Annotated in this window: 22 protein-coding genes, 1 tRNA gene and 1 pseudogene; 11 read left to right on the forward strand and 13 right to left on the reverse strand. The window is 42.6% G+C overall.

Annotated features, from left to right (window positions below):
• Nucleotides 1-22: 22 nt before the first annotated feature.
• Together CWC33_RS12820 and lrp are read right to left on the reverse strand one after the other, a co-directional pair.
• Nucleotides 23-490, reverse strand: a pseudogene (locus CWC33_RS12820) (DNA translocase FtsK 4TM domain-containing protein); the annotation flags it as partial.
• 72 nt (nt 491-562) lie between these two features.
• Complete coding sequence (lrp, locus tag CWC33_RS12205; protein ID WP_088768236.1) at nt 563-1,054, reverse strand: leucine-responsive transcriptional regulator Lrp; 492 nt, start codon at nt 1,052-1,054, stop codon at nt 563-565.
• A gap of 143 nt (nt 1,055-1,197) precedes the next feature.
• On the opposite strand from lrp, the gene ald reads away from it, so the two are divergent.
• Nucleotides 1,198-2,325 (forward strand): alanine dehydrogenase, encoded by a 1,128-nt coding sequence (ald, locus tag CWC33_RS12210; protein WP_088768237.1) that lies wholly within the window; start codon nt 1,198-1,200, stop codon nt 2,323-2,325.
• 65 nt (nt 2,326-2,390) lie between these two features.
• Here ald and CWC33_RS12215 read toward each other — a convergent pair whose 3' ends face one another.
• Nucleotides 2,391-2,585, reverse strand: a complete 195-nt coding sequence (locus CWC33_RS12215) for a CPXCG motif-containing cysteine-rich protein (protein WP_100692162.1) — start codon at nt 2,583-2,585, stop codon at nt 2,391-2,393.
• 140 nt (nt 2,586-2,725) lie between these two features.
• On the opposite strand from CWC33_RS12215, the gene trxB reads away from it, so the two are divergent.
• From trxB to infA, 4 genes are read left to right on the forward strand one after another with little or no spacing between them, the layout of a single operon-like run.
• Complete coding sequence (gene trxB, locus CWC33_RS12220; RefSeq protein ID WP_100692163.1) at nt 2,726-3,685, forward strand: thioredoxin-disulfide reductase; 960 nt, start codon at nt 2,726-2,728, stop codon at nt 3,683-3,685.
• A gap of 7 nt (nt 3,686-3,692) precedes the next feature.
• A complete protein-coding gene (gene aat, locus CWC33_RS12225) occupies nt 3,693-4,418 on the forward strand; it encodes a leucyl/phenylalanyl-tRNA--protein transferase (RefSeq protein ID WP_100692164.1) in 726 nt (241 codons plus the stop codon).
• Complete coding sequence (locus tag CWC33_RS12230) at nt 4,403-5,113, forward strand: arginyltransferase (RefSeq protein ID WP_100692165.1); 711 nt, start codon at nt 4,403-4,405, stop codon at nt 5,111-5,113. Before aat ends, CWC33_RS12230 begins: the two co-directional genes overlap by 16 nt.
• A gap of 27 nt (nt 5,114-5,140) precedes the next feature.
• On the forward strand, nt 5,141-5,359 hold the full coding sequence (infA, locus tag CWC33_RS12235) for a translation initiation factor IF-1 (RefSeq protein ID WP_053953583.1): 219 nt from the start codon (nt 5,141-5,143) through the stop codon (nt 5,357-5,359).
• 50 nt (nt 5,360-5,409) lie between these two features.
• Here infA and clpA read toward each other — a convergent pair whose 3' ends face one another.
• Both clpA and clpS read right to left on the reverse strand, forming a co-directional pair.
• Nucleotides 5,410-7,677 carry an ATP-dependent Clp protease ATP-binding subunit ClpA gene (gene clpA / locus CWC33_RS12240; protein ID WP_100692166.1) on the reverse strand — a complete coding sequence of 756 codons (2,268 nt, stop codon included), beginning with the start codon at nt 7,675-7,677 and terminating at the stop codon, nt 5,410-5,412.
• Nucleotides 7,678-7,703: 26 nt separating this feature from the next.
• Nucleotides 7,704-8,012 (reverse strand): ATP-dependent Clp protease adapter ClpS, encoded by a 309-nt coding sequence (gene clpS / locus CWC33_RS12245; protein ID WP_088768244.1) that lies wholly within the window; start codon nt 8,010-8,012, stop codon nt 7,704-7,706.
• Between the two features lie 217 nt (nt 8,013-8,229).
• On the opposite strand from clpS, the gene cspD reads away from it, so the two are divergent.
• Nucleotides 8,230-8,445: a cold shock domain-containing protein CspD gene (cspD, locus tag CWC33_RS12250; protein ID WP_100692167.1), complete on the forward strand. Its 216-nt coding sequence runs from the start codon at nt 8,230-8,232 to the stop codon at nt 8,443-8,445.
• Nucleotides 8,446-8,530: 85 nt separating this feature from the next.
• Here cspD and yejK read toward each other — a convergent pair whose 3' ends face one another.
• The gene (gene yejK, locus CWC33_RS12255; protein ID WP_100692168.1) at nt 8,531-9,574 is read right to left on the reverse strand and encodes a nucleoid-associated protein YejK; all 1,044 of its coding nucleotides are present in this window, start codon (nt 9,572-9,574) and stop codon (nt 8,531-8,533) included.
• Between the two features lie 67 nt (nt 9,575-9,641).
• Between yejK and CWC33_RS12260 the strand changes: the two genes are divergently transcribed.
• From CWC33_RS12260 to CWC33_RS12785, 3 genes are all read left to right on the forward strand, one after another.
• Nucleotides 9,642-11,282 (forward strand): DUF3413 domain-containing protein, encoded by a 1,641-nt coding sequence (locus CWC33_RS12260; RefSeq protein WP_100692169.1) that lies wholly within the window; start codon nt 9,642-9,644, stop codon nt 11,280-11,282.
• Nucleotides 11,283-11,364: 82 nt separating this feature from the next.
• A tRNA-Pro gene (locus CWC33_RS12265) sits at nt 11,365-11,441 on the forward strand.
• A gap of 373 nt (nt 11,442-11,814) precedes the next feature.
• On the forward strand, nt 11,815-11,949 hold the full coding sequence (locus CWC33_RS12785) for a hypothetical protein (protein WP_269766164.1): 135 nt from the start codon (nt 11,815-11,817) through the stop codon (nt 11,947-11,949).
• A 58-nt stretch (nt 11,950-12,007) separates the two neighbouring features.
• Here the strand turns inward: CWC33_RS12785 and CWC33_RS12270 are convergent, their stop codons facing one another.
• Nucleotides 12,008-13,534: a hypothetical protein gene (locus tag CWC33_RS12270; protein ID WP_100692170.1), complete on the reverse strand. Its 1,527-nt coding sequence runs from the start codon at nt 13,532-13,534 to the stop codon at nt 12,008-12,010.
• Nucleotides 13,531-13,773: a helix-turn-helix domain-containing protein gene (locus CWC33_RS12275; RefSeq protein WP_100692171.1), complete on the reverse strand. Its 243-nt coding sequence runs from the start codon at nt 13,771-13,773 to the stop codon at nt 13,531-13,533. The genes CWC33_RS12270 and CWC33_RS12275 overlap by 4 nt, the downstream gene beginning before the upstream one ends.
• Before the next feature lie 935 nt (nt 13,774-14,708).
• Here CWC33_RS12275 and CWC33_RS12290 point away from each other — a divergent pair.
• Complete coding sequence (locus CWC33_RS12290; protein ID WP_100692174.1) at nt 14,709-15,419, forward strand: hypothetical protein; 711 nt, start codon at nt 14,709-14,711, stop codon at nt 15,417-15,419.
• Nucleotides 15,420-15,848: 429 nt separating this feature from the next.
• Here the strand turns inward: CWC33_RS12290 and CWC33_RS12295 are convergent, their stop codons facing one another.
• Nucleotides 15,849-16,556 carry a nucleotidyl transferase AbiEii/AbiGii toxin family protein gene (locus CWC33_RS12295; RefSeq protein WP_100692175.1) on the reverse strand — a complete coding sequence of 236 codons (708 nt, stop codon included), beginning with the start codon at nt 16,554-16,556 and terminating at the stop codon, nt 15,849-15,851.
• Nucleotides 16,557-16,560: 4 nt separating this feature from the next.
• A complete protein-coding gene (locus CWC33_RS12300; protein WP_100692176.1) occupies nt 16,561-16,770 on the reverse strand; it encodes a hypothetical protein in 210 nt (69 codons plus the stop codon).
• Between the two features lie 690 nt (nt 16,771-17,460).
• Between CWC33_RS12300 and CWC33_RS12305 the strand changes: the two genes are divergently transcribed.
• Entirely contained in the window at nt 17,461-18,324 is an 864-nt protein-coding gene (locus CWC33_RS12305) for a phage integrase N-terminal domain-containing protein (protein WP_100692177.1), read from the forward strand.
• A gap of 195 nt (nt 18,325-18,519) precedes the next feature.
• On the opposite strand, the gene CWC33_RS12310 is transcribed toward CWC33_RS12305, so the two are convergent.
• From CWC33_RS12310 to CWC33_RS12320, 3 genes are all read right to left on the reverse strand, one after another.
• On the reverse strand, nt 18,520-19,218 hold the full coding sequence (locus CWC33_RS12310) for a hypothetical protein (protein WP_100692178.1): 699 nt from the start codon (nt 19,216-19,218) through the stop codon (nt 18,520-18,522).
• Nucleotides 19,194-19,772, reverse strand: coding sequence for a hypothetical protein (locus tag CWC33_RS12315; protein WP_157803495.1), 579 nt, complete (start codon nt 19,770-19,772; stop codon nt 19,194-19,196). The genes CWC33_RS12310 and CWC33_RS12315 overlap by 25 nt, the downstream gene beginning before the upstream one ends.
• Before the next feature lie 426 nt (nt 19,773-20,198).
• Nucleotides 20,199-20,801 (reverse strand): hypothetical protein, encoded by a 603-nt coding sequence (locus CWC33_RS12320; protein WP_100692180.1) that lies wholly within the window; start codon nt 20,799-20,801, stop codon nt 20,199-20,201.
• Nucleotides 20,802-20,814: the final 13 nt, after the last annotated feature.

Below are 20,814 nucleotides of genomic sequence, written 5' to 3' on the forward strand. Positions count from 1 at the left end.
TAACCAGCGTAATACCGGTAAAAAAGAACGTCAGTAGCAATAAGGTACTGCCCACAAAATTCAGATACGGCAGCAGAGATGCTGCAATTACGTCGCCAATAACACCGCCGGCAGAAAAGTAATAAATATCGTCGAAGTTAATGGAGGAAAGTGCCGACGCGCCAATAAGCGCTAATAACGCACCTATCATGCGCAAGCTGACAGCCAGATAATCCATTTCCAGTAAATGATAGGTTTTACGGAATAATAAATAGCCCAAGCCGGCAAAGCCAAAGGGAATAAGATATGCAACAAAACCAAACGCAAACAACAGGACATCAGACACCCAAGCACCAACGGCACCACCGGCATTATGGATACTGCCCTCATAGCCTGTTTGCGACCAACTGGGATCAGCCGGGTTAAAGCTAACTAAGGACAAGAAAATAAAAATAGCTAAAGCCCCGCTAATAAGCAGTCCGGCTTCTAAAACTCTCTGTACACCTGTCATTATTCTGTTGTAGCGCCTTCGTTAGTTATTGTTTTAATAATCGCATGATTGTAGCGAATGTCAGCCCTAATGTTACCCCTTTACTAATACTTTATTTTCTTGTTTGACCTCTTCCATCACGACATAAGTACGGGATTCATCAACCCCTGGCATCATTAGCAAAGTCTCACCGAGTAGTTTTCGATAAGCACGCATATCAGGCACGCGAGCTTTTATAAGGAAGTCGAAATCTCCGGCCACCAAATGGCATTCCAGTATCTCATCGGTTTTCCGTGCGGCTTCACTAAACTCGGCAAAGGCATCGGCCGACGTGCGAGTCAACGTAATTTCCACGAACACCATTAGATTAGCCCCTAATTTAGCAGGGTTTATTTTGGCATGATAGCTTTCAATAACCTGCTCGCGCTCCAGCTTGCGAACTCGCTCCAAACAAGCGGTTTGACTAAGCCCGACCCGCTTCGCCAACTCCACATTAGACATGCGCCCATCTTCCTGCAGCAAGCGCAGGATCTTCCTGTCTATTTTATCAACAGTGATTTCTGTGGGAATTTCGGCATTAAACATAATAAATCTCGAAAAATTAGCTTGCTTATAGAATATCACACTAAAAAATAACTTAAAAAAAGTAACTCATGCACTTAGTTTTACGTCTATAATTTGCGCCAAATTATTTCACCGAAAACCGTTAACTAAGTAAGAGGCAGACAATGCTAATTGGTGTACCAAAAGAGATTAAAAACCACGAATATCGCATCGGCTTAACCCCGGCTGCGGTTCGCGAATACGTTGAGAACGGTCACGACGTTATTATTGAAAATAATGGTGGCGCTGCAATCGGTTTTACTAACGAACAATATACCGAGGCGGGCGCAAGCATTGTCGATACGCCTGAAGAAATTTTTGAACGCGCTGACATGATTGTTAAGGTAAAAGAGCCTCAGCCAAACGAGTGCAAAATGCTGCGCGAAGGCCAAATTCTTTATACCTTCTTGCACTTAGCCCCAGACCCAACTCAAACAGAGTTATTAGGTAAGGCTGGCTGTACGGCTATTGCTTATGAAACAGTTACTGACAACCGCAATGGTTTACCGCTGTTAGCACCAATGAGCGAAGTTGCTGGCCGTATGTCTATTCAGGCTGGCGCACACTACTTAGAAAAAGCTCACGGCGGCAGCGGTACTTTATTGGGCGGCGTACCAGGCGTTGCTCCGGGTAAAGTATTAATTATTGGCGGCGGTGTTGTCGGTACTAACGCAGCAAAAATGGCGATTGGCCTTGGCGCAGAAGTCACTATTTTGGACCGTTCACTACCTCGTCTGCGTGAGCTGGACGATATTTTCGCCGGTCGCGTACAAACCGTTTATTCAACCGTTGATGCTATCGACAAATATTCACGCGAAGCAGATTTAGTCGTTGGTGCGGTACTGATTCCAGGCGCTGCGGCTCCGAAACTACTCACTCGTGAAAACATCAAAAATATGAAGCCAGGTTCTGTATTGGTTGATGTGGCTATCGACCAGGGCGGCTGTTTTGAAACGTCAAAAGCGACGACTCACCAAGACCCAGTTTATGTCATTGATGACGTGGTTCATTACTGTGTTGCCAACATGCCGGGCGGCGTGGCTCGCACCTCAACTATCGCGCTGAATAATGCGACCTTGCCTTATGGCATTGCGCTAGCAAACAAAGGCGTGAAAGCAATGCTGGAGAACGACCACTTGCTGAAAGGTCTGAACATGCACAAAGGTAAAATCACCTACAAAGCGATTCACGATGACTTAGGTGAACAGCTGGGTCTTGACTATCAAGATCCGCGTGAAGCGTTGCAAGGGTAATAAGCCCGCAAACAAAACGCACTCCCAAGCCCTGGTGAATTTATTCGCCGGGGCTTTTTTATGACTTACTCATCATCGGTCTGCGCCTGAACTTCAAACTCACCATTGCCTGTTTCCTGAACCCATAATTCAATCGGCTGACAACAGACTTGGCAATCAACAATTTGATGCTGCCCAAGATCATTAATCGGATCAACCTCCAAAGAGTTCGGCGCCATACAATAAGGACAACTGAAACTGGTTTCGTGCGCTAACGACATAAACACCTCACTCTGTGTTATTTTAAACAACCTAGTGCTTTTTTATTTTTGACTTGTTCCACAGGCTTGCAAACCCTACAATCAGTCCCCATAAATTACTTATCTTACATTAAAAGAATACAAGCAGTCAGGAGTTATCAATGGCAGACGCCAAGCATTGCAAGTTATTAATTTTAGGTTCGGGTCCTGCGGGCTATACCGCAGCAGTCTACGCAGCTCGCGCTAATTTAGACCCTGTCATGGTGACCGGTATGCAACAAGGTGGTCAGTTAACCACCACCACCGACGTTGAAAACTGGCCTGGCGACGCCGAAGGTTTAACCGGTCCTGACCTGATGGTTCGCATGCAGCAGCACGCAGAGCGCTTCAACACTGAAATTGTGTTTGACCATATCAACAGCGTCGATTTCTCCAAGCGCCCTTTCCAACTAAAAGGCGATGTCGGCGAGTACACAGCGGACTCAGTTATTATCAGTACTGGCGCATCAGCGAAATATCTAGGTTTAGACTCTGAAGAAGCTTTTATGGGCAAAGGCGTGTCAGCCTGTGCAACGTGTGACGGCTTCTTTTATAAAAAGCAGAAAGTCTGTGTTGTTGGTGGTGGTAATACGGCAGTAGAGGAAGCCCTTTACTTGTCTAACATTGCCAGCGAAGTTCACGTTATTCACCGTCGCGATACGTTCCGCGCTGAGAAAATTTTGGTTGATCGCCTGCACGAAAAAGAGAAAAACGGCAATATCATCTTCCACTTGAACAAAACCTTAGACGAAGTTTTAGGTGACGATGCAGGTGTTACTGGTGTCCGCATTAAGGACACACAAACCGGCGGCACTGAAAAGCTGGATGTTGCAGGCTGCTTTATCGCCATTGGCCACCAGCCAAACACCGGTATTTTTGACGGTCAACTGGATATGCAAAACGGTTACATCAGTGTTCAAAGTGGTTTAGAAGGTAACGCAACGGCTACCAGCGTACCGGGCATATTTGCCGCAGGCGACGTTATGGATCACGTTTATCGTCAGGCCATTACATCTGCCGGCACGGGCTGTATGGCAGCGCTTGACGCTGAACGCTATCTGGACGCATTAACCAAGTCCTGATACAACAGTGATCGTTCAGCTTGATCCACTATCGATAAGCTTTCCTCCCGCAGCGACAGCACTACACGAGCCTAACGGGCTCCTCGCTGTTGGGGGTGACTTATCGGCTGAACGGTTACTGTATGCTTATCAAAACGGTATTTTTCCGTGGTTTTCAAACAACGACCCGATTTTATGGTGGTCACCCAACCCCCGCGCTGTATTTTATCCTGACCAAATTCACGTTAGTCGCTCATTAGCTAAGGCCGCTCGCCAAAAACCCTGGCGGGTGACTATAAACAACAGCTTCGCTGACGTTATAGACGCTTGTGCCCGCGTACGCGCAGACAAAGAAGGCACCTGGATAACCGACGAAATGATGAACGCCTATTTAAACTTACACAAACTGGGTCATGCTCATTCTGTCGAGGTGTGGTTAGACGAACACTTGGTTGGCGGTTTATACGGCGTTTCAATTGGCCGAACATTCTGTGGTGAAAGTATGTTTCATACCGCCACCAACGCGTCAAAAATTGCGTTAATGCGGTTTGCAGACGCTTTTCATAATGACGGCGGACAGCTCATTGACTGCCAGGTCGGGAATCCTCATTTGTTCTCACTGGGTGCGCATGAACTTTCTCGTGAGCGCTTCTTGGTAAAATTACACTCCTCGCAGACATCGACGATGCCCAGTCAGTTCTGGACACCAAGGCAGCTAGAATCCTCCGGGAGCCCCACATGCGGTTCGGATTAACCCATGAGTCAAACTGCAACTATCTTAAGGACAAGCAAGAGCGCCTGATTGTTGCGGTTCCTGAAGAACAACAACGGCTAAACCCTGAAGCTTACGAGTACTTTATGGCAAACGGCTTCAGACGCAGCCATAACGATGTCTACCGTCCTCATTGTCGATTATGCAGTGCGTGTGAGTCACTGCGAGTCATCGTGAACGAGTTTACGGCCAGTAAAAACCAGAAACGCATTGCTAACAAAAATAAAGACTTGTCCTTAACGATAGTGACAGAGCCAACAGACGAACACAGTCGTTTATTTTGCGAGTTTATCGAGCAGCGTCATGCTGACGGAGAGATGTACCCACCTGATTCTGACAACTTCTGGCGGTGGGTATCCTGTGACTGGATGACACCACTTATTTTTGAGTGGCGAGACCACGAACGAAACTTGTTGGCAGTCTCAGTAGCCGATCAAACTCCGGATGCGCTGTCAGCTGTTTACACGTTTTTTGATCCAGCCGCTCACAAGCGTTCATTAGGCACCTATGCCATTTTACAGTTAATTGAATACAGTCGTCAGCAACACCTTCAATATTTGTACCTGGGCTATCAAATCGATGCCTGCAATAAGATGAATTACAAAACTCGTTTTGCCCCATATGAACGACTGGTTGGCAATCATTGGAAAAAAGCGCTAAAATCGCACACACTTTAGGCTACTAACAGAAATCAGAGGATTTTAATGGCGAAAGAAGACAATATTGAGATGCAGGGAACGGTTCTGGAAACGCTTCCCAACACTATGTTCCGCGTAGAATTGGAAAATGGTCACGTGGTTACTGCACACATCTCTGGTAAAATGCGTAAACACTATATCCGCATCTTAACCGGCGACACAGTAACGGTTCAGTTGACTCCATACGACCTAACTAAAGGCCGCATCGTCTTCCGCGCACGTTAATCCGTTCGGGGTTAAGGCCGGCTCAACCGAACCGGCCTTAAGCACTGCTTTTAACTTTCCACCGTTTCGCTGTTGCTGTCGTAGTCAAACTTCAGCTCGCCTTTATCAGACACACTCACTTTGACACTGCCACCTTTAGACAGCTGACCAAACAGAATTTCGTTCGCTAACGGCTTCTTCAAGTGTTCTTGAATTACGCGGCTCATTGGACGTGCGCCCATTTCCTTGTCGTAACCTTTCTCAGCTATCCAGGCATGCGCACTCGGGTCGACTTCCAACGACACGCCTTTTTTATCTAACTGAGCCTGTAATTCGCAAATAAACTTGTCGACGACTTGCTCCAGCACTTCTGGCGTTAGATGGTTAAACCAAACAACACCATCTAAGCGGTTACGAAACTCTGGCGTGAACGTATTATTAATTTCCGCCATGGCATCGTGGCTGTGATCCTGTTGTTTAAAGCCAATCGATTTTCTAACGGTTTCGCGCACGCCAGCGTTGGTCGTCATGACAATAATGACATTTCGGAAGTCCGCTTTACGGCCATTATTATCAGTCAAAGTACCATTATCCATAACCTGAAGCAGGATATTAAAGACATCCGGATGTGCTTTTTCCAACTCGTCCAGCAACAGAACACAGTGTGGATTCTTAATGATCGCATCGGTCAATAAACCACCCTGCTCATAGCCTACATAGCCCGGAGGGGCACCTATTAAACGACTGACCGCATGGCGCTCCATGTACTCCGACATGTCAAAACGCACTAACTCAATGCCCATGGCTTTAGCCAGTTGCTGAGTCACCTCCGTTTTGCCAACGCCGGTAGGCCCTGCAAACAAGAACGAACCAATAGGCTGATTTTCATTCGCTAAGCCAGAGCGCGACAGACGTATAGAAGCAGTTAACTTATCAATGGCTTCATCCTGACCGAACACGACCATCTTCAAGTTACGGTCCAACTGTTTCAGTGTTTCCTGATCAGACTGAGAGACCGATTGCTCAGGTACACGAGCAATTTTCGCTATAATCGTCTCAATGTCAGAAACGCCCACCGTTTTACGACGTTTTGATGGCGGCAACAAACGTTGGGAAGCACCCGCTTCGTCCATGACATCGATTGCCTTGTCCGGTAAGTGACGCTCGTTAATATACTTAGCAGACAACTCTGCTGCCGCTTTTATAGCGGGCTGCGTGTAACGAATGCCATGATGGCTTTCGTAACGATCTTTCAAGCCCATGAGAATTTTAGTCGTGTCTTCAACCGACGGCTCTACGACATCCACTTTCTGGAATCGGCGCACCAAAGCACGATCTTTCTCGAAGACATTCTTAAATTCGTTATAAGTTGTCGAACCAATACATTTCAGCTGACCACTCGATAATAACGGCTTAATGAGGTTTGACGCATCCAGCACACCGCCGCTGGCAGCACCTGCGCCAATAATGGTATGAATTTCGTCAATAAACAGAATAGCGTGCTCTTGCTTTTGCAGCTCTTTTAATAACAGCTTAAAGCGTTTTTCAAAATCGCCCCGGTATTTAGTCCCGGCCAGCAAGTCGCCCATATCCAATGAGTAAATTTTTGCGTCCAGCAAAATCTCCGGCACATCGTCTTTGACAATACGATACGCCAAACCTTCAGCAATAGCTGTTTTACCCACACCCGCTTCGCCAACCAATAAAGGGTTGTTCTTGCGACGACGGCAAAGAATTTGCGCACAGCGCTCTACTTCGAAGTCACGACCAATCAATGGGTCAATCTTGCCTTCTTTGGCTTGCTCATTCAGGTTAGTACAGAACTTTTGTAAATAACTCTGCTGTTCTTCCTGCTGAGTTTCAATGGTTTCGTCTTCCAGAGACTCTTCTGCAGGCTCTTCGTCGATTCGCGAAATACCGTGTGAGATATAATTCACAATATCCAGGCGAGTAATGTCGTGTTTGTTCAGTAAATAAACGGCCTGAGACTCTTGCTCACTGAAAATGGCGACCAATACGTTAGCCCCGGTCACTTCCGCGTTACCCGATGACTGCACATGAAAAACCGCACGCTGAAGAACACGCTGGAAGCCTAACGTCGGCTGTGTGTCCGGCTCTTCTTCGTCAGGTCCAAATAGCGGAGTACTGCGGTCAATATAGCTCAACAGCTCTTCTTTAAGCTGCTGGAAATTAGCCCCACAAGCACGCAACGCTTTCGACGCATCGGGGTTATCCAGAAGCGCCACCAATAAATGTTCAACAGTCATAAGCTCATGACTGCGCTCTCGTGCTAGCCGAAACGCATCATTCAACGTCAGTTCAAGGGCCTTGTTCAACATACACCACTCCTTACCGTCTCACTCACTTACTCTTGCTCCATTGTGCATAACAATGGGTGTTGATTTTCGCGAGCGTACTGGTTGACTTGTACTACTTTTGTTTCGGCGATTTCCGCAGAATAAACACCGCAAACGGCCTTTCCTTTATAATGTACCTGCAACATCGTATCTGTTGCTCTTTCCTGATCCATCTTAAAAAATTTCATCAACACTTCAATCACAAAATCCATGGGTGTGTAGTCATCATTATTTAAAATGACTTTATACATGGACGGTGGCTTGAGCTCTTGCTTTTCCTCTGTGTCGCTAAGATGTTGTTGGTCAAATTGACTCATTTGTTAACAACCTATCATAAATTGTAGTCTAAAAATTCGTAATTACTTGCAAAAACCCACTCAAATTTTTAACAACAGAGCGCATTTTTTAACCAAAAAAGCTTGACTAATAACTCATCTCACCTAGAGTTAAAGATGGTGTTTGAACAGCTTAATTTCAAGTTAACACCTTTAATAATAATAAACATAGTCTGTTGCAAAAGAAGGAAGTAGATGTATGGCTACCGGAAAAGTCAAATGGTTCAATAATTCGAAAGGCTTCGGCTTTATCGAGAGCGAAGATCGCGAAGGCGATATCTTTGCACATTACTCAACCATTGAAATGGAAGGTTATCGCACGCTCAAAGCCGGGCAACCTGTCGAATTTGAACTCGAAGAAGGCCCTAAAGGTTTACACGCCTCCAACATTGTCCCCGGTTCCTCAGAAAAATAACCGAGGTAGAACCAAATAGAATAAAGGCGCTGACTAACCATCAGCGCCTTTATTTTATCGGCAATCAAAAACATCCAACAAGCCATTAACTGTCTATACCAAAGTAACGTCGCAGCTGATCACGTAAATTCGGCGGTGTACCATTAATAGTCAGCGTATCGGTCGTTGGATCATAATGAACTCGCTCACCCAGTACCGTATGGTCGAAGCCGACACTGACACCACCACCTTGCCCCTGAAACTTAACCAGCTTCCTTAGCGTCGATTTATCAGCTGGAAAGTCATCGGCAATTTCCTTTTCCCGTTGCTCAGCAAACTCTTTAGAAAACATTTCAAAAGAATTGTCTGACGGGTACTGCTCGGCAAATTGCTCTGACAAGTCTTTAATTTTGACCGAGTCGCCCTGCTTCCATTGTTCATCACAATATTCATACGCCGTTTTACTCAAAGCCTGACGCTGCTCAGCTTCCAGACCCGATTGTTTCGCATATTCCTGAACGGTATCCACCAGCTGCTGAGTCTGCTCTTTGGTATTCACACGCTCAGTACAACCTAAAAAGTCCAGGAAAAAGTCAGATACTTTGCGCCCCGCGCGCCCTTTTATAAAAGAAATATAGCGCTCGGCGTCGGGCGCGGTTCGCCATTCAGTCAAATCAATGCGAGCCGCCAACTGCACTTTGCTTATGTCTAACTGCGAGGACCGATCGACCCCTAAGTCCGGGCTGATAGTCACGCCTTCTTTTACCGGAAGAAAGCAAACCAGTAAGTACTCTGAACTCAAATGCTGATAACGGGTAATCAATAAAAACCCGGCTTCCAGCAGGTTATAACTTTGCAGCTGCTCTAATAGTAGCTTAGCCGACTGCTGACTGAACTCAACAAAGTCGAGCGCTTTGTCATACCAGGACTTCAGCTGCTCAGGAAACGGGCTGGCGTCGCCCTCATCGTTTTCGGTCAGAAAACTGGCATAACCTTTAGCCGGTTTACTGGTATAAACGTCGGTTAACTCGACCAGTAAATCATGCAATTGCTCGTCTTCGTTCAGCGCTGAAGGTGCCAGCCGCAACCCAACCTGACCATCATTTTGATAAAACTGGTGAATAATACTTTCTTCAATTCGCAATTGCATATCAGGGACTATCCTTGCTGTTTTGCTGTGTTACTATAAGCGGATTGTAACACGAGACTGGTAAACAATGGGAAAGGACCAACGCGGAAAATACCAACGCCGGGACAAAATAGCGCGGCTGATTAGCTGGGGGCATTGGTTCACATTTGCCAACATTATTCTGTGCTTATTTGTTGGTTTACTCTATGTTGAAGCGTCACCAGAGTCACCTACCGCTATTGGTACCTTATACATGCTGGTCAGCTGGCTGGGGCATTTCGCTTTCCTGCCATTCGTCTTCTTTATTATTCTCATATTCCCATTCTGCCTTATTATTCCTTACTCAAAGGTATTGCGGGGTTTAGCTGCGTTGGTCGCCTCGTTTGGGCTTATCGCGCTTATTGCCGACGCTCTGTTTTTTAGACAATACGGTTATCATTTAAATACCTATTCACTGGCGCAAATGACCAAAGACGCTGAAGCGGTATTTACCGGTGCCAGCTTTGTCATTATTTCCGCCGTGTTGTTGGGCTTTTTGTTGATTGTCGGTATCGAGTTGCTGCTCGCTAACCTTGCCTGGAAACGATTGAATGAATTGCAACGCAAAAAGATAGGCGCGCCGGCAACCGCTGTTTTTGTTTTGTGTTTCTTTGTCAGCCATAGTGTGCATGTCTGGGCAGATGCGTCCTTATACACTCCCATTACTCAACAGGACGATATGTTTCCTTTGTCTTACCCCACAACTGCCAAAACATTAATGGCCAAACATGGGGTTATTGACGTAGAAAGCTACCAGGCACGCCAACAAATGCTTATGGCCACGGATAAAATTAAGCTGAAATACCCAAAACAGCCACTGTTGTGCTCCAAAAAAGACTTTGAACAAACAGCGACTATTATTCTGTTTGAAGAGTACACACAAGACATTAGCGCAGTATTGGCTACCACCTCTTTACAAGAAACTGAAGTCAGCATGCTGGCTCACCCGAAACAAGAAGGTGGCTTATTCCAGTTCTTATACGGACTCCCTGACTTTTATCAAGATACAATAGAGCGTCAGAAAGTCGCCCCTGCGTATTTAAAACCGTTGAATGACTTTAATATCGAAATGAATTGGTACACCAGTGACAGTTGGCAAGAAAGTCTTTCATTGTCACAGTTTGCCAATGAATTTGAACCACAAAGCCTCAACAGTTTTAATGGGCGCAATAATCAGCGTATCAATGTCATATTACTGACCGCTGATGATACCAAGCAGTTAACCCACATTCTGGAAAAAGCAAAACAGCATCAGGTGCTCGTAAGTTACCTATCACCTGAAAATAAAACCGAGTTACTGGGTAAAGAGCAGTTTGCACTAGAAAATATGACGGTGCCTCTATGGCAATTGAATATGCCGTTACCGAAGCAACCCATTGCCGGTCTTATGGATATTATTCCAACCGTTTTAGATGACAGAATCTCTTGCGCCGGCTCGTTTAATAACTACACAAACGGCGAAAGTTTACGCGAACAGAAAGACAGATGGCCACTGATAGAAACCTACAGCCCTTATATTGTCATATACGACAAAACTGAAATAACCATTTTGGATAACAGCGGACAGTTTAACGTATACAGCAGCCCTGAATTCGTCCTGAAGAAAGGCGACGAGCCACCGGTTCCGGTATTAATTGATGCGTTAAAAGATCTCAAACGCTTTACTGAAACACCAGATAAGGCAAATTGATGAAAATAGAAGCAGTTGAGCACCAAACACACCGCTGAGGCTTGCGTAATACGTCAAATACAGTAAGATAGCTTCCCTCGGTCGGCGTGTAGCGCAGCCTGGTAGCGCACTGTCATGGGGTGTCAGGGGTCGGAGGTTCAAATCCTCTCACGCCGACCAATTCTTCCTATATTAATCTCTTTTATATCAGCACCTTACAAACCCTCTTCTAAAATTCCATGTTTCACTAATATTGTCTCTTAGAGTGAAATGTTGCTCTCATGTCGCGTTTTAAAAGTTACTTCAGATTAGAATTTATCGTGTATAGAGTTACTTGGATGTGCTTCCCCTGTATTGCCACTATCGTCATCAAGACTGTCTACTAGCTCTTAAATTGAAAGGGTTATAGACTGATTCGTTGCTAGTTATGAAGGTATTATTGGGTATTAATCCCCTCCCCCCCACTATAAGGCAACTGGATTTGGCTTTTTCTCAGAACTACATATTTTAGAATTTTTAAGGTAACTTTAGTCTAAGAGACTGAGAGGATTTTATGGAACTTGACTTTACCTTGTTTGAAATTGGTTACGGTGCCTTCTTTATTGCTGTTGGTATTCTGTGTATCGGGTTAACCTCATTATGGTTTCTCGCTGCAAAGCTTGACAGAAAAGAAGCGGATAAAAGTTAACCCTGTTGGCTGGCCAAGCATTAGTTCGACGCCTCATCGTTTTCTAAAACACAGCTAGTTAAGTTTTAGCATTAGATATTTTTCTATCCCTATGGCAGCCAGATTTCATAACATTGAGTTCAATACCACAAACCTTATGAGCCTTTGTTGAGGGGTTACAAATCAAATACCAAACCCAGATGTTAGACTTTTTTAGACCCAGATTTCTTAATGTTTGGTTCGCCAATCCAGAAGCCTCAGAAACATTTTTTAATCGTACCTTATGAACAGGAATACCTTGCTTTTGAATGCTAGATATAGCTTCAACAACCTTATGCATTGATTCTTCTCTGATTTTCTTTGATACATACCGAGCATGTTCCGCTCTATTCCTTTTACTTGGTTTTCTCTTTTTTACTAAGTGCCCAGTAGATACACCTGTACCTTTAGTGAAGTTCTTAATGAACTCCCCTGAGCTTGCCTGATAACGCTTCATCATAACCGTAGACATGTAGTTTAAAAGCGTTCCCGTTGGGAGCTTAATTGAACTTCTATTGATCTGAATAATAACCTCCTTAATTAAGTTACGTGGGCATGTCAGCTGTCTTAAGCAAACAACAACCGAGTAAGCAATTAGATCTCGAAAACCAACTTTTACTCTTTTTCCTTTCAGAAGAATAGGAATTACAAAGTTCGCATATTTCAAGCACCATTTCTGGTGGTTACTTAAGCTCTTAGGAACATGAAAATAGTTTCGGCAGAAGTCCTCAGACGAAATTAGCGAAGGTTTGAAGTTCTTGTTGTAAACTCTAGGTACCGTCTTTTGCGTATCTTTTATACCTAACTGCGCTATCAAGCTCCCAAGCGTTCTTCTCTCTCTTCTTTTATTATTACGATATGCCTTGCATGCTGTGTGATATTTAATGTTTATCGTCCCAGGAAGACGCATCACTCCTCTAGGGCTTTTATTAGCTTTATCATCGACAAACAGCTCCCTATCAATACATAGAGCAGTAAATAGGCTATTAAGTCGCTCTTTTAACATAAACCAAAGTTTTACATTTTTGGAAGTTGCCTCTTCTGTTTTGAAAAGCCAGTAAAAATGTAATCCTCCGGAGCCAGACTCCACAACCAAATCTGGCTCAGGTAAGCTTTCATCTTTACCTAAAGCAGTATAGAGAGAGTTGTGTATGCGAGCGGTCTCAATTAACGAGAGTCTCTTTTCCAACTCTTTGTCTCGAACATCTAGGTCAACCCAAACGCAACATACCTCAGATAACCTCGCAATCCTTGAAATAGGAGCTTTGCAAAAACCATTAGGTGTAAAGAAAACTTCTTCGCCTAAAAAATCATCATCTTCTTCAGCTAGATTTCCATAAACTGCTTCACGGAATGATTTTTTAGTCAAAGACCTAATATTTTTCGAGTTCACCGAACCGAACAACGTGGTATTTTTAACTCTAAAGCTTAACTCTTCCTCTACATGCTTCTCTAATTTATCAGCATATAGACTTCTCACATCCCTGTGAGCAGAGGTTTCAAAGCCAACCACCGAGCCGAAAAAATCCGGCAGTGTGACTTCTGAAAAAACACTGTTAGTTCTCATGTCAGCTTGTTCTTAGCTACAAAATCTCTAAGGTCATCAAGCAGGAAGTAAACCTTAGAACTTCCAGGTATTTTCTTAACCGGGGGCAATACCTTATCAGCTTCTTCAATACGACCTGCCTCTAAGTGCATTTCCCGAGTTTTCTGCCAACGCCGTAAAGTTTTACGGCTTATATTAAAGTACTTCTCGCACACGTCTTTTGCGCTTATTAACTGCATTGAACCGTTTGCCTTGCTCATCACTACCTCCTATAAAACTTCAATATCATCTAGCTGTTTAAAAAAATTACTAATATCTCGAACACTGAACCTGACAGTCCCTCCGTTAGAAAAGTAAACAGGAGTGGGACAACAGCGCTTAGCCTCGGACGCATGCCCCTCTCTACACAATCTTTTGTAATCCCTCATCATTCGCTCTACTGATGAAACCGATGTACTAAACATTTCGGCTAACTGAGCTTTTTTAAGTAATGTAACCTCTTCCATTTTTCCCTCCGTTATTGGACGGATATATCTTATCCAGAAGAACCATGCCCTCCAAAAATCGGAGAAATTTTTGGTGCGGGTTTTTTTGATGAGTCTTTTAGAGGAACAAAAAGGGCTGTTTTAGTTAGCATCGTCCCTACTTTTTGGGTAGGGACGATGCGCAGCATATTCGTGAAAGCCGCTTCAACAGCGGGTTTCACGAAAAATAATAAAGGGGACGGCTAAGGGATGAAAAAATTTTACGGGGGATCATGTGGTCTCATAAAAGTAAGAACTAATGCTGCGAATCAGCAAAACACATCACAATTAGTCTATAAATTGAGCAAGCCTGCCAAAACTTTTCAAAAAAATGCGGACATGTCCGCATTGAGCAGAAGTATATTCGATATTTTCAACCTTCGATGTACCAGAAAAGCTACCTGCTGGTATTCAATATCTATAAGGGAATTGTTAGATGAGCGAGAAAACGTCCAGAATATGAGCTGCAACATTTTCACTCAATAAATGATCTAACTCGAATGGCAGCAAAAGTTTTAAAAAGTACAGTATAATCATTTAGTTATGTTAAAATTTGCAGTGGGTTTTGACATGTCCACCTTAAAATCCTGTGACACCCAAAATAGACTCAATACGAAGCGTTTATGCATCTATAAATTTTTACATTTCTTAGTTTAATGGAGTGAGTGAAAATGTTCAGAAAGACACAGAAGATAATCGAAGAAACCGAAGTTGAAATTCTAGGAGGCGACTTAGAAGCCTCAGTACCGAGGATCATAAGGAAGTATGTATTCCTTCCCACGAAGTGCTTAAAACTGGGGATCGGAGAATTCTTTCGTCCTGCATCTGTGTGCTTTTTTATATCAGTTTTTCTTTCAGTTATTGCTTTAATATCGATGAATCAGTTTCAAGCTCTCTCTGAGCTTTCAGTATTTATCTATTCACTAGTCATAATTATACCGGCTCTTCTCTCTATTTTTTCAGTGCCAAGCACTTATGTAAACTATGGAGTTACTGACCAGCATATAGACGCTACTATAAACGTAATTGAGAGGAATGGCGTTAAAAGCGAGGCTGAAATCGAGATGCTCACAGATAATATCGAGAAAGTTAATAATAGAATCGATTCCCGAATTAAGTTTTATAAATTGACTGTGGGTGCCGTGTGGGCAGTGTACCTATTTTTCTTTAACATACAATTTCGAGTTTTACTCGGGTTAGGCGATAGCAAGCTGCAAGTAAACCTAACCCAAGAAATTTTAGATTTTGGTGCATTCGTCCTTATGACTATCATAGCTTTGAGCTCCATTGTTTCATACAAAAAAGCGTGTGATGTTTTGATCAAAAGTATCGAGTTCAGCTGCTCAGAGCTAAAGCTTCGTTATTCAAACGATGCAAAGTAAGTCTAAATTTATCCCAAAAGGAGCCTGGAGATATCCACGCTTCCTTTGACCACCATTTGATAGTTGTCTGTATGCCAATCATTTGGAGTCACTTCTCTCCTATTTCTTCAAGACTAGCTTTCACTCGAGTAAATTTTCATCGGATTTCACAGATGCGGACATGTCCGCACCTACGGAGTATTAATTCTTTTCTTTCCAAAAATTAGTTTAATGGGCCGGGCACTAAGGCGCCTTAGCTAACGCTATCACCATGAACAAACTTGGATACACATCCATTCAATGAAAAAAACAGCGAGAAGGATTTTCTATTAGCTAAGCGACTACAACGAGATTTTCTACTCAGTAGCTCAGGAAAACTTCCTTTATTAGGGGGGGAGATGTATACCAAGTTAATAAAAGCTAGTGAGGAGAAAACTAGGAAAATTGAGATTACTTAGCTTCTAACTCTTTAATTAGTTTTGGGGCTTGCCCCAGTATAATATCTTTAGCCCAGTCATCCTTCATATGAACATTTTTAGCAGCTAAAAAATATTTATCGGGTTTTTCAACTATATCGTGCAGGGATTTAAGCAAATCTGGGATTATAACTTTAGCGCCATAGTGCCCCTCTGCCAAATCTATCGATTTGTTTGGAATCTTTCCCCAAACTCTATACATAGCCAGTAAATCAAAAATGTCTTTAAATGGTTGCTGAAGCTTTCGGTCACTATTAGCCAGTAACTTTGTGTAATAGCAAGACTGTTGGTCTAGAAATGGCACAGGGAATTTATCTTCATCAAACTCAAAACTAAGATCATAGTCAGCGAAACTTATAAACTCGAGCTTGATCAGCTGTCCCTTATATTTTATGACAGTTCGAACTGCATCCCTGTCAGCCCTTATTTCTCGAGGATAATCAAACTCTTGATTTACAAGAATATTTAGGTTTAAGTTCGTTACAGACTGCCTGACAGCTCTATATGAATTCTTGTTAGGACATAGAAAGTCAATATCAACTGATTCACGATATTCATCAAGCTCAAGGGCAATCCTTGTTCCCCCACCAAATATTATTCTATGCTCACAAAAAAAATCAGCGTTAAATTTAGTTAACGCTGATTCAATCAATTTGTGATGTTCTAAAGTATACTTTGTCATCTTTCTATGCGGCAGGCATGAACACACCACCACCGAAATTATTCACTAGCTTGTTAATAAGTGTTTTTTCTTTCAGTGTAATTTTCGTTTGGTCTATGTAACCCCAACGTTTTTCATAAAGCTCTAAAGCTACCTCGGGCTTAACAAACTTATTATGCATATCCCAAAGTATCAGATCTAGCTCATGGTAATGAGTTCTATTTATGTTTCCCATAACTACCTCCTACATACTCCTTTGGAGTGTCGTAACTAACATTAAAGCCTACTTAAAAGGAGTATTACCCTCATCAGCCTTCTTGCTAGGTTTTGCTAGGGCAAAACCTAGCAAGAAGGCTGATGATTGTCAATAGTTTTATTACTCTACTAAACCTAGCACAAAACTCAGGAAAACACTACCCCTTCACAAGTTGTGACAACTTTGTTTTCTACTAATTCAAAATTGTCTTATAAACAAGCCTTCTGTGTACTAGCGTTCCCCCTGCTAATAGTCTCGTACTAGGCTCAAAAACTTGATTCATCTAGTTCTACATTTTTGGGGGGATTTTCATAAGTAGTCTGTATGGCACCATACCTGTTTTTCTTCGATATGTTTCTTAAAACAATGCAGACATGTCCGCACGAACCTAGTTAGAGGTTGTGCCTATTTAATCAATAGAGTACATTAACCATATAACTACTAAGGCGCCTGGGCTGCCGCTATCACCAAAAGGAGAAAAAATAGTATAAAACGCCCGAACCTTCCAAATAATATCATTACGATATTTCGGCTAGTTAGCCGCTTGAGTAAATACCCCTATTTATCTTAGATAGCTTTAAAGGTGCGCCTTTATAGCGGGGTTTAAAACTCACCTACTACAGATATTACTCAATATTCGGGCTTTTCTTTCTTTATTTAGGAGCCCATATGAGCAAACTTGGATATACACTGAATCAACTAATAAAAAAACAGCGAGGCGGATCGTTCGCTACTCGTTCAGCGTCAAAGCGAATTCTCAATTTAATAGCTAAAGAGCTTATTGAAAAAGGATACAAAATCAAAACTCCTGATCAGCTAAAACCAAAACACATAGAGTACCTAGTGACTAAATGGCGTCACAATGAACTCTCTTCTTCTACCATAAAAAACCGAATGGCCGAGCTTCGCTGGCTCAGTGCACAAATAGGTAAACCAAATATTGTCCATCGAACAAATGATGCTTACTCAATAAGTCGTAGGGTTTTCGTCGGGGAGAATAAAGCACACAACCTGGACATGTCCAAACTTCAAAATATTCAGGATATACCAACAAGATACTCCTTACTGCTCCAATCACACTTTGGACTTAGAAAAGCTGAATGCATTCACTTTAATGCAGCATACGCTGATAAAGAGGAGCACATTTATCTAAAAAGCACATGGACTAAAGGAGGCAAAGCCCGTTCTGTTCCTATTAAAACTCAAGGGCAGCGAGATTTGCTCAACGAAATTAAGGCAAAGTTCGGCTCAAAGTCGCTAATAGCTGACAACCGTAACTTTAAAGAGCAAATGAAAGTTTATGAGTACGAAACATGTCGTGTAGGTTTAAATAAAAACCATGGATTACGACACCATTACGCCCAAAATCGATTTAAAGACATTAGCGGCTACAGTTGCACCCACCAAGGTGGAAAATCCAGAAAGGAGATGTCAAAAGAGGAGAAAGAAGTCGATAACAACTTTCGCAAGCAGTTAAGTCAAGAGCTTGGACATGAGCGAATACAGATTACAGCTATGTATATTGGATCTTAAAGCTAAATGGACTTCCCAGCTTTCACTAGACAGTCTGTCGCTTTGCTACAAAAAACTCATACTCCTTACTTGTATTAGCCACACCTCCTCCTTTCGCTACTCATTAAAGATAACGCCAGCCCTAAGCAGCGTCTCGCCAGGGCCGGCCGGTGGAAGACCATCAGCCCGGAACGACCTTAATGACCTTGTTAGATTTCATTGATGTTGAAATATTGAGTACTCGCAAGTCGATTTTCTTTCATCAAAGTCGTTATAGGGTGATACTTCCCAAACGAAAACGTAAGGATCGTCCGTATCGTGACCTCCCGCTGGATTTAGCCATATAGTTTTTCCGTTATATGTTTCTATTGAAAACGGATAAACATCCTCACCCAATTTACCAAGATTCAAAATAGAACGCTTTCTTCGTTTCAAATCCTTTTCTAGCCCTACTAAAACGAATAAGCCACTCGCCTCATGGAAGGAAACGCAATCGGAAAGCTTCTCTAAATCATCATCAATTTTCTTAGCAGAAAGTTCTTCTTCGTGAAATACTGATTTTATTTCGATATAATGTGTGCATTCAAGATCTGGAGATTTCCTATCCTTTTCAACTTGGCATATTTTTCTAATTGAAAGGTCAGTCTCTTTTCTTGGCTTAATTTTAGGGTACTGGTTTTTTATCGTAACAATATTTGGATCTGGTAAATTGGCAGATAAAACCTCTTTCAATGGCTCATACAAACTGTCCTCGTGTGTATGGTAGCCATCGAGCTTTCCTTTAGCTAAGTTCTTAACCACATAATTTAGCTGTAGAAGAAGTTTAGATATATGTACCTTGGCCTGAATTCCGTTTGGATAGCATTTTTTTATAGTGAAATCGGACAACCTTAAGAGGCTGTTGGTTCTTGCCATTTCTGCAACACCTCATAGTCAATACTTAAAGCATCTTTACAACCTATATGATTTACTATTTTTTCTTTCTTAGTATAACTCCACGCGGGCTCTCCAGAGCTTCCGAAGTTCACCTTAGCGTATGATCCATCTTCGGCTAATCCAACACCTGGTGGGTAATGCTCAATTAATATTGATTTGCTGAGCACATAGTTAAATACTGATGCATATCGATTTTTTTCTAATTTTTCTTTTTTGGTAAAAATCTTATCTAAAAAACCTAGCTCTTCATTGACCGTAACTATATTTTTTTCAAGCAAGTAATCCACTGCAGCTTCAAATACATTCTCAATGGCATTGGTAACTGAGGTGCCTGTATAATTAGGAAGCTGCACGCAAAAGAACAATATTTTCTCCTCTTTAATTCTGATTCGCAAAAAACATGCTCCTTCGCTCCAGAATCCACGGAATCGAAAAGGGAGTATGTCTTCTTGGTAGTCCTTCAGGTTAATTGAGAAATTCAAAATTAAATCCTTAACTATCTCATATTTAAAATAATATAGCGCTGCGCTCACCGTCTTGTCCGGTGGCAAAAGGCGGAATGTCGTTTACCACCTACTTTCTCGGTACTCTTCATCGGAATCAAACTCTTCGGCTGGAAAACAGGAGTCCACTTGGCAGAAATAAACTTCACCCGTAAACTTATTCACCATATGGGCATTTCCGTTACTAGAACCAGATATTTCATAGAAACCACCGCTCAGTACTATCGATAGAGATATCAAAAAACCAATAGTTAAGGCTGTTATTATCCAACGGTTCAATTTCAAATTTTATCTCCTAGCCAATGTCTTAAGCAATCTATCCTATGTTATCGAAAGTTTACCTGAGCTACTATGAATCGTCACTGGTTTGTAAGCACCTCATAGCCAAAATGGTGTCCGCCATTCGGCTTATGGCACACTGGCTAATTGGTGCCAAGATAGGGCTTTGATAACGCGTCAATCAGCCGAAGAGCGTGAGGCCAAATGCATCGATTTGTTATATTTTTTATATCTGCGCCAAATTTCACGACGCATTCCAGTTTTCATTTTAACTTTTAGCTTCCTGCCGACGCTAGTGCACAAGTAGATCTCTGATGTAAATATTCTAAAAAACGCTTTTTTTTTGCTGGCTGGAAATAGAAACCTATCTGGTGAGTCAAGCTTTTCTATGAAGTCGGCGGCGAAGAATAACCTAGCTACTTCTCCGTCAGTTAATCTCATTGGGAACTTTGAACAAAGTCTCGAAACTCTTTTATCTAGATACGGCTGTATTACAGATCGTTGCTTTTTTAAAAAAGGTGCATGCTTCCAGTGCCACTCAAAATTTGTCACTTGAACTTCACGAGCACCTACATTTACGAAATCTAAAACATATGCATAAGTGTCTAATATCGTCGGGTCATAGCTTGGAATCAAACTTCCGCTGTAACTTGCCTTAAGTCGAATAAATTTATCACGAACGGATAACCATAGCGCTACACCTGAAATTAGGATTGTTCCAAAGGCTGAGACCCAGGGTGCAAAGCTGTTTATGCACTGCCATGTATTACAAGCTTCCAATTGTACTCCTAAC

The sequence above is a fragment of the Idiomarina sp. X4 genome (assembly GCF_002808045.1).
Classification (GTDB): domain Bacteria; phylum Pseudomonadota; class Gammaproteobacteria; order Enterobacterales; family Alteromonadaceae; genus Idiomarina.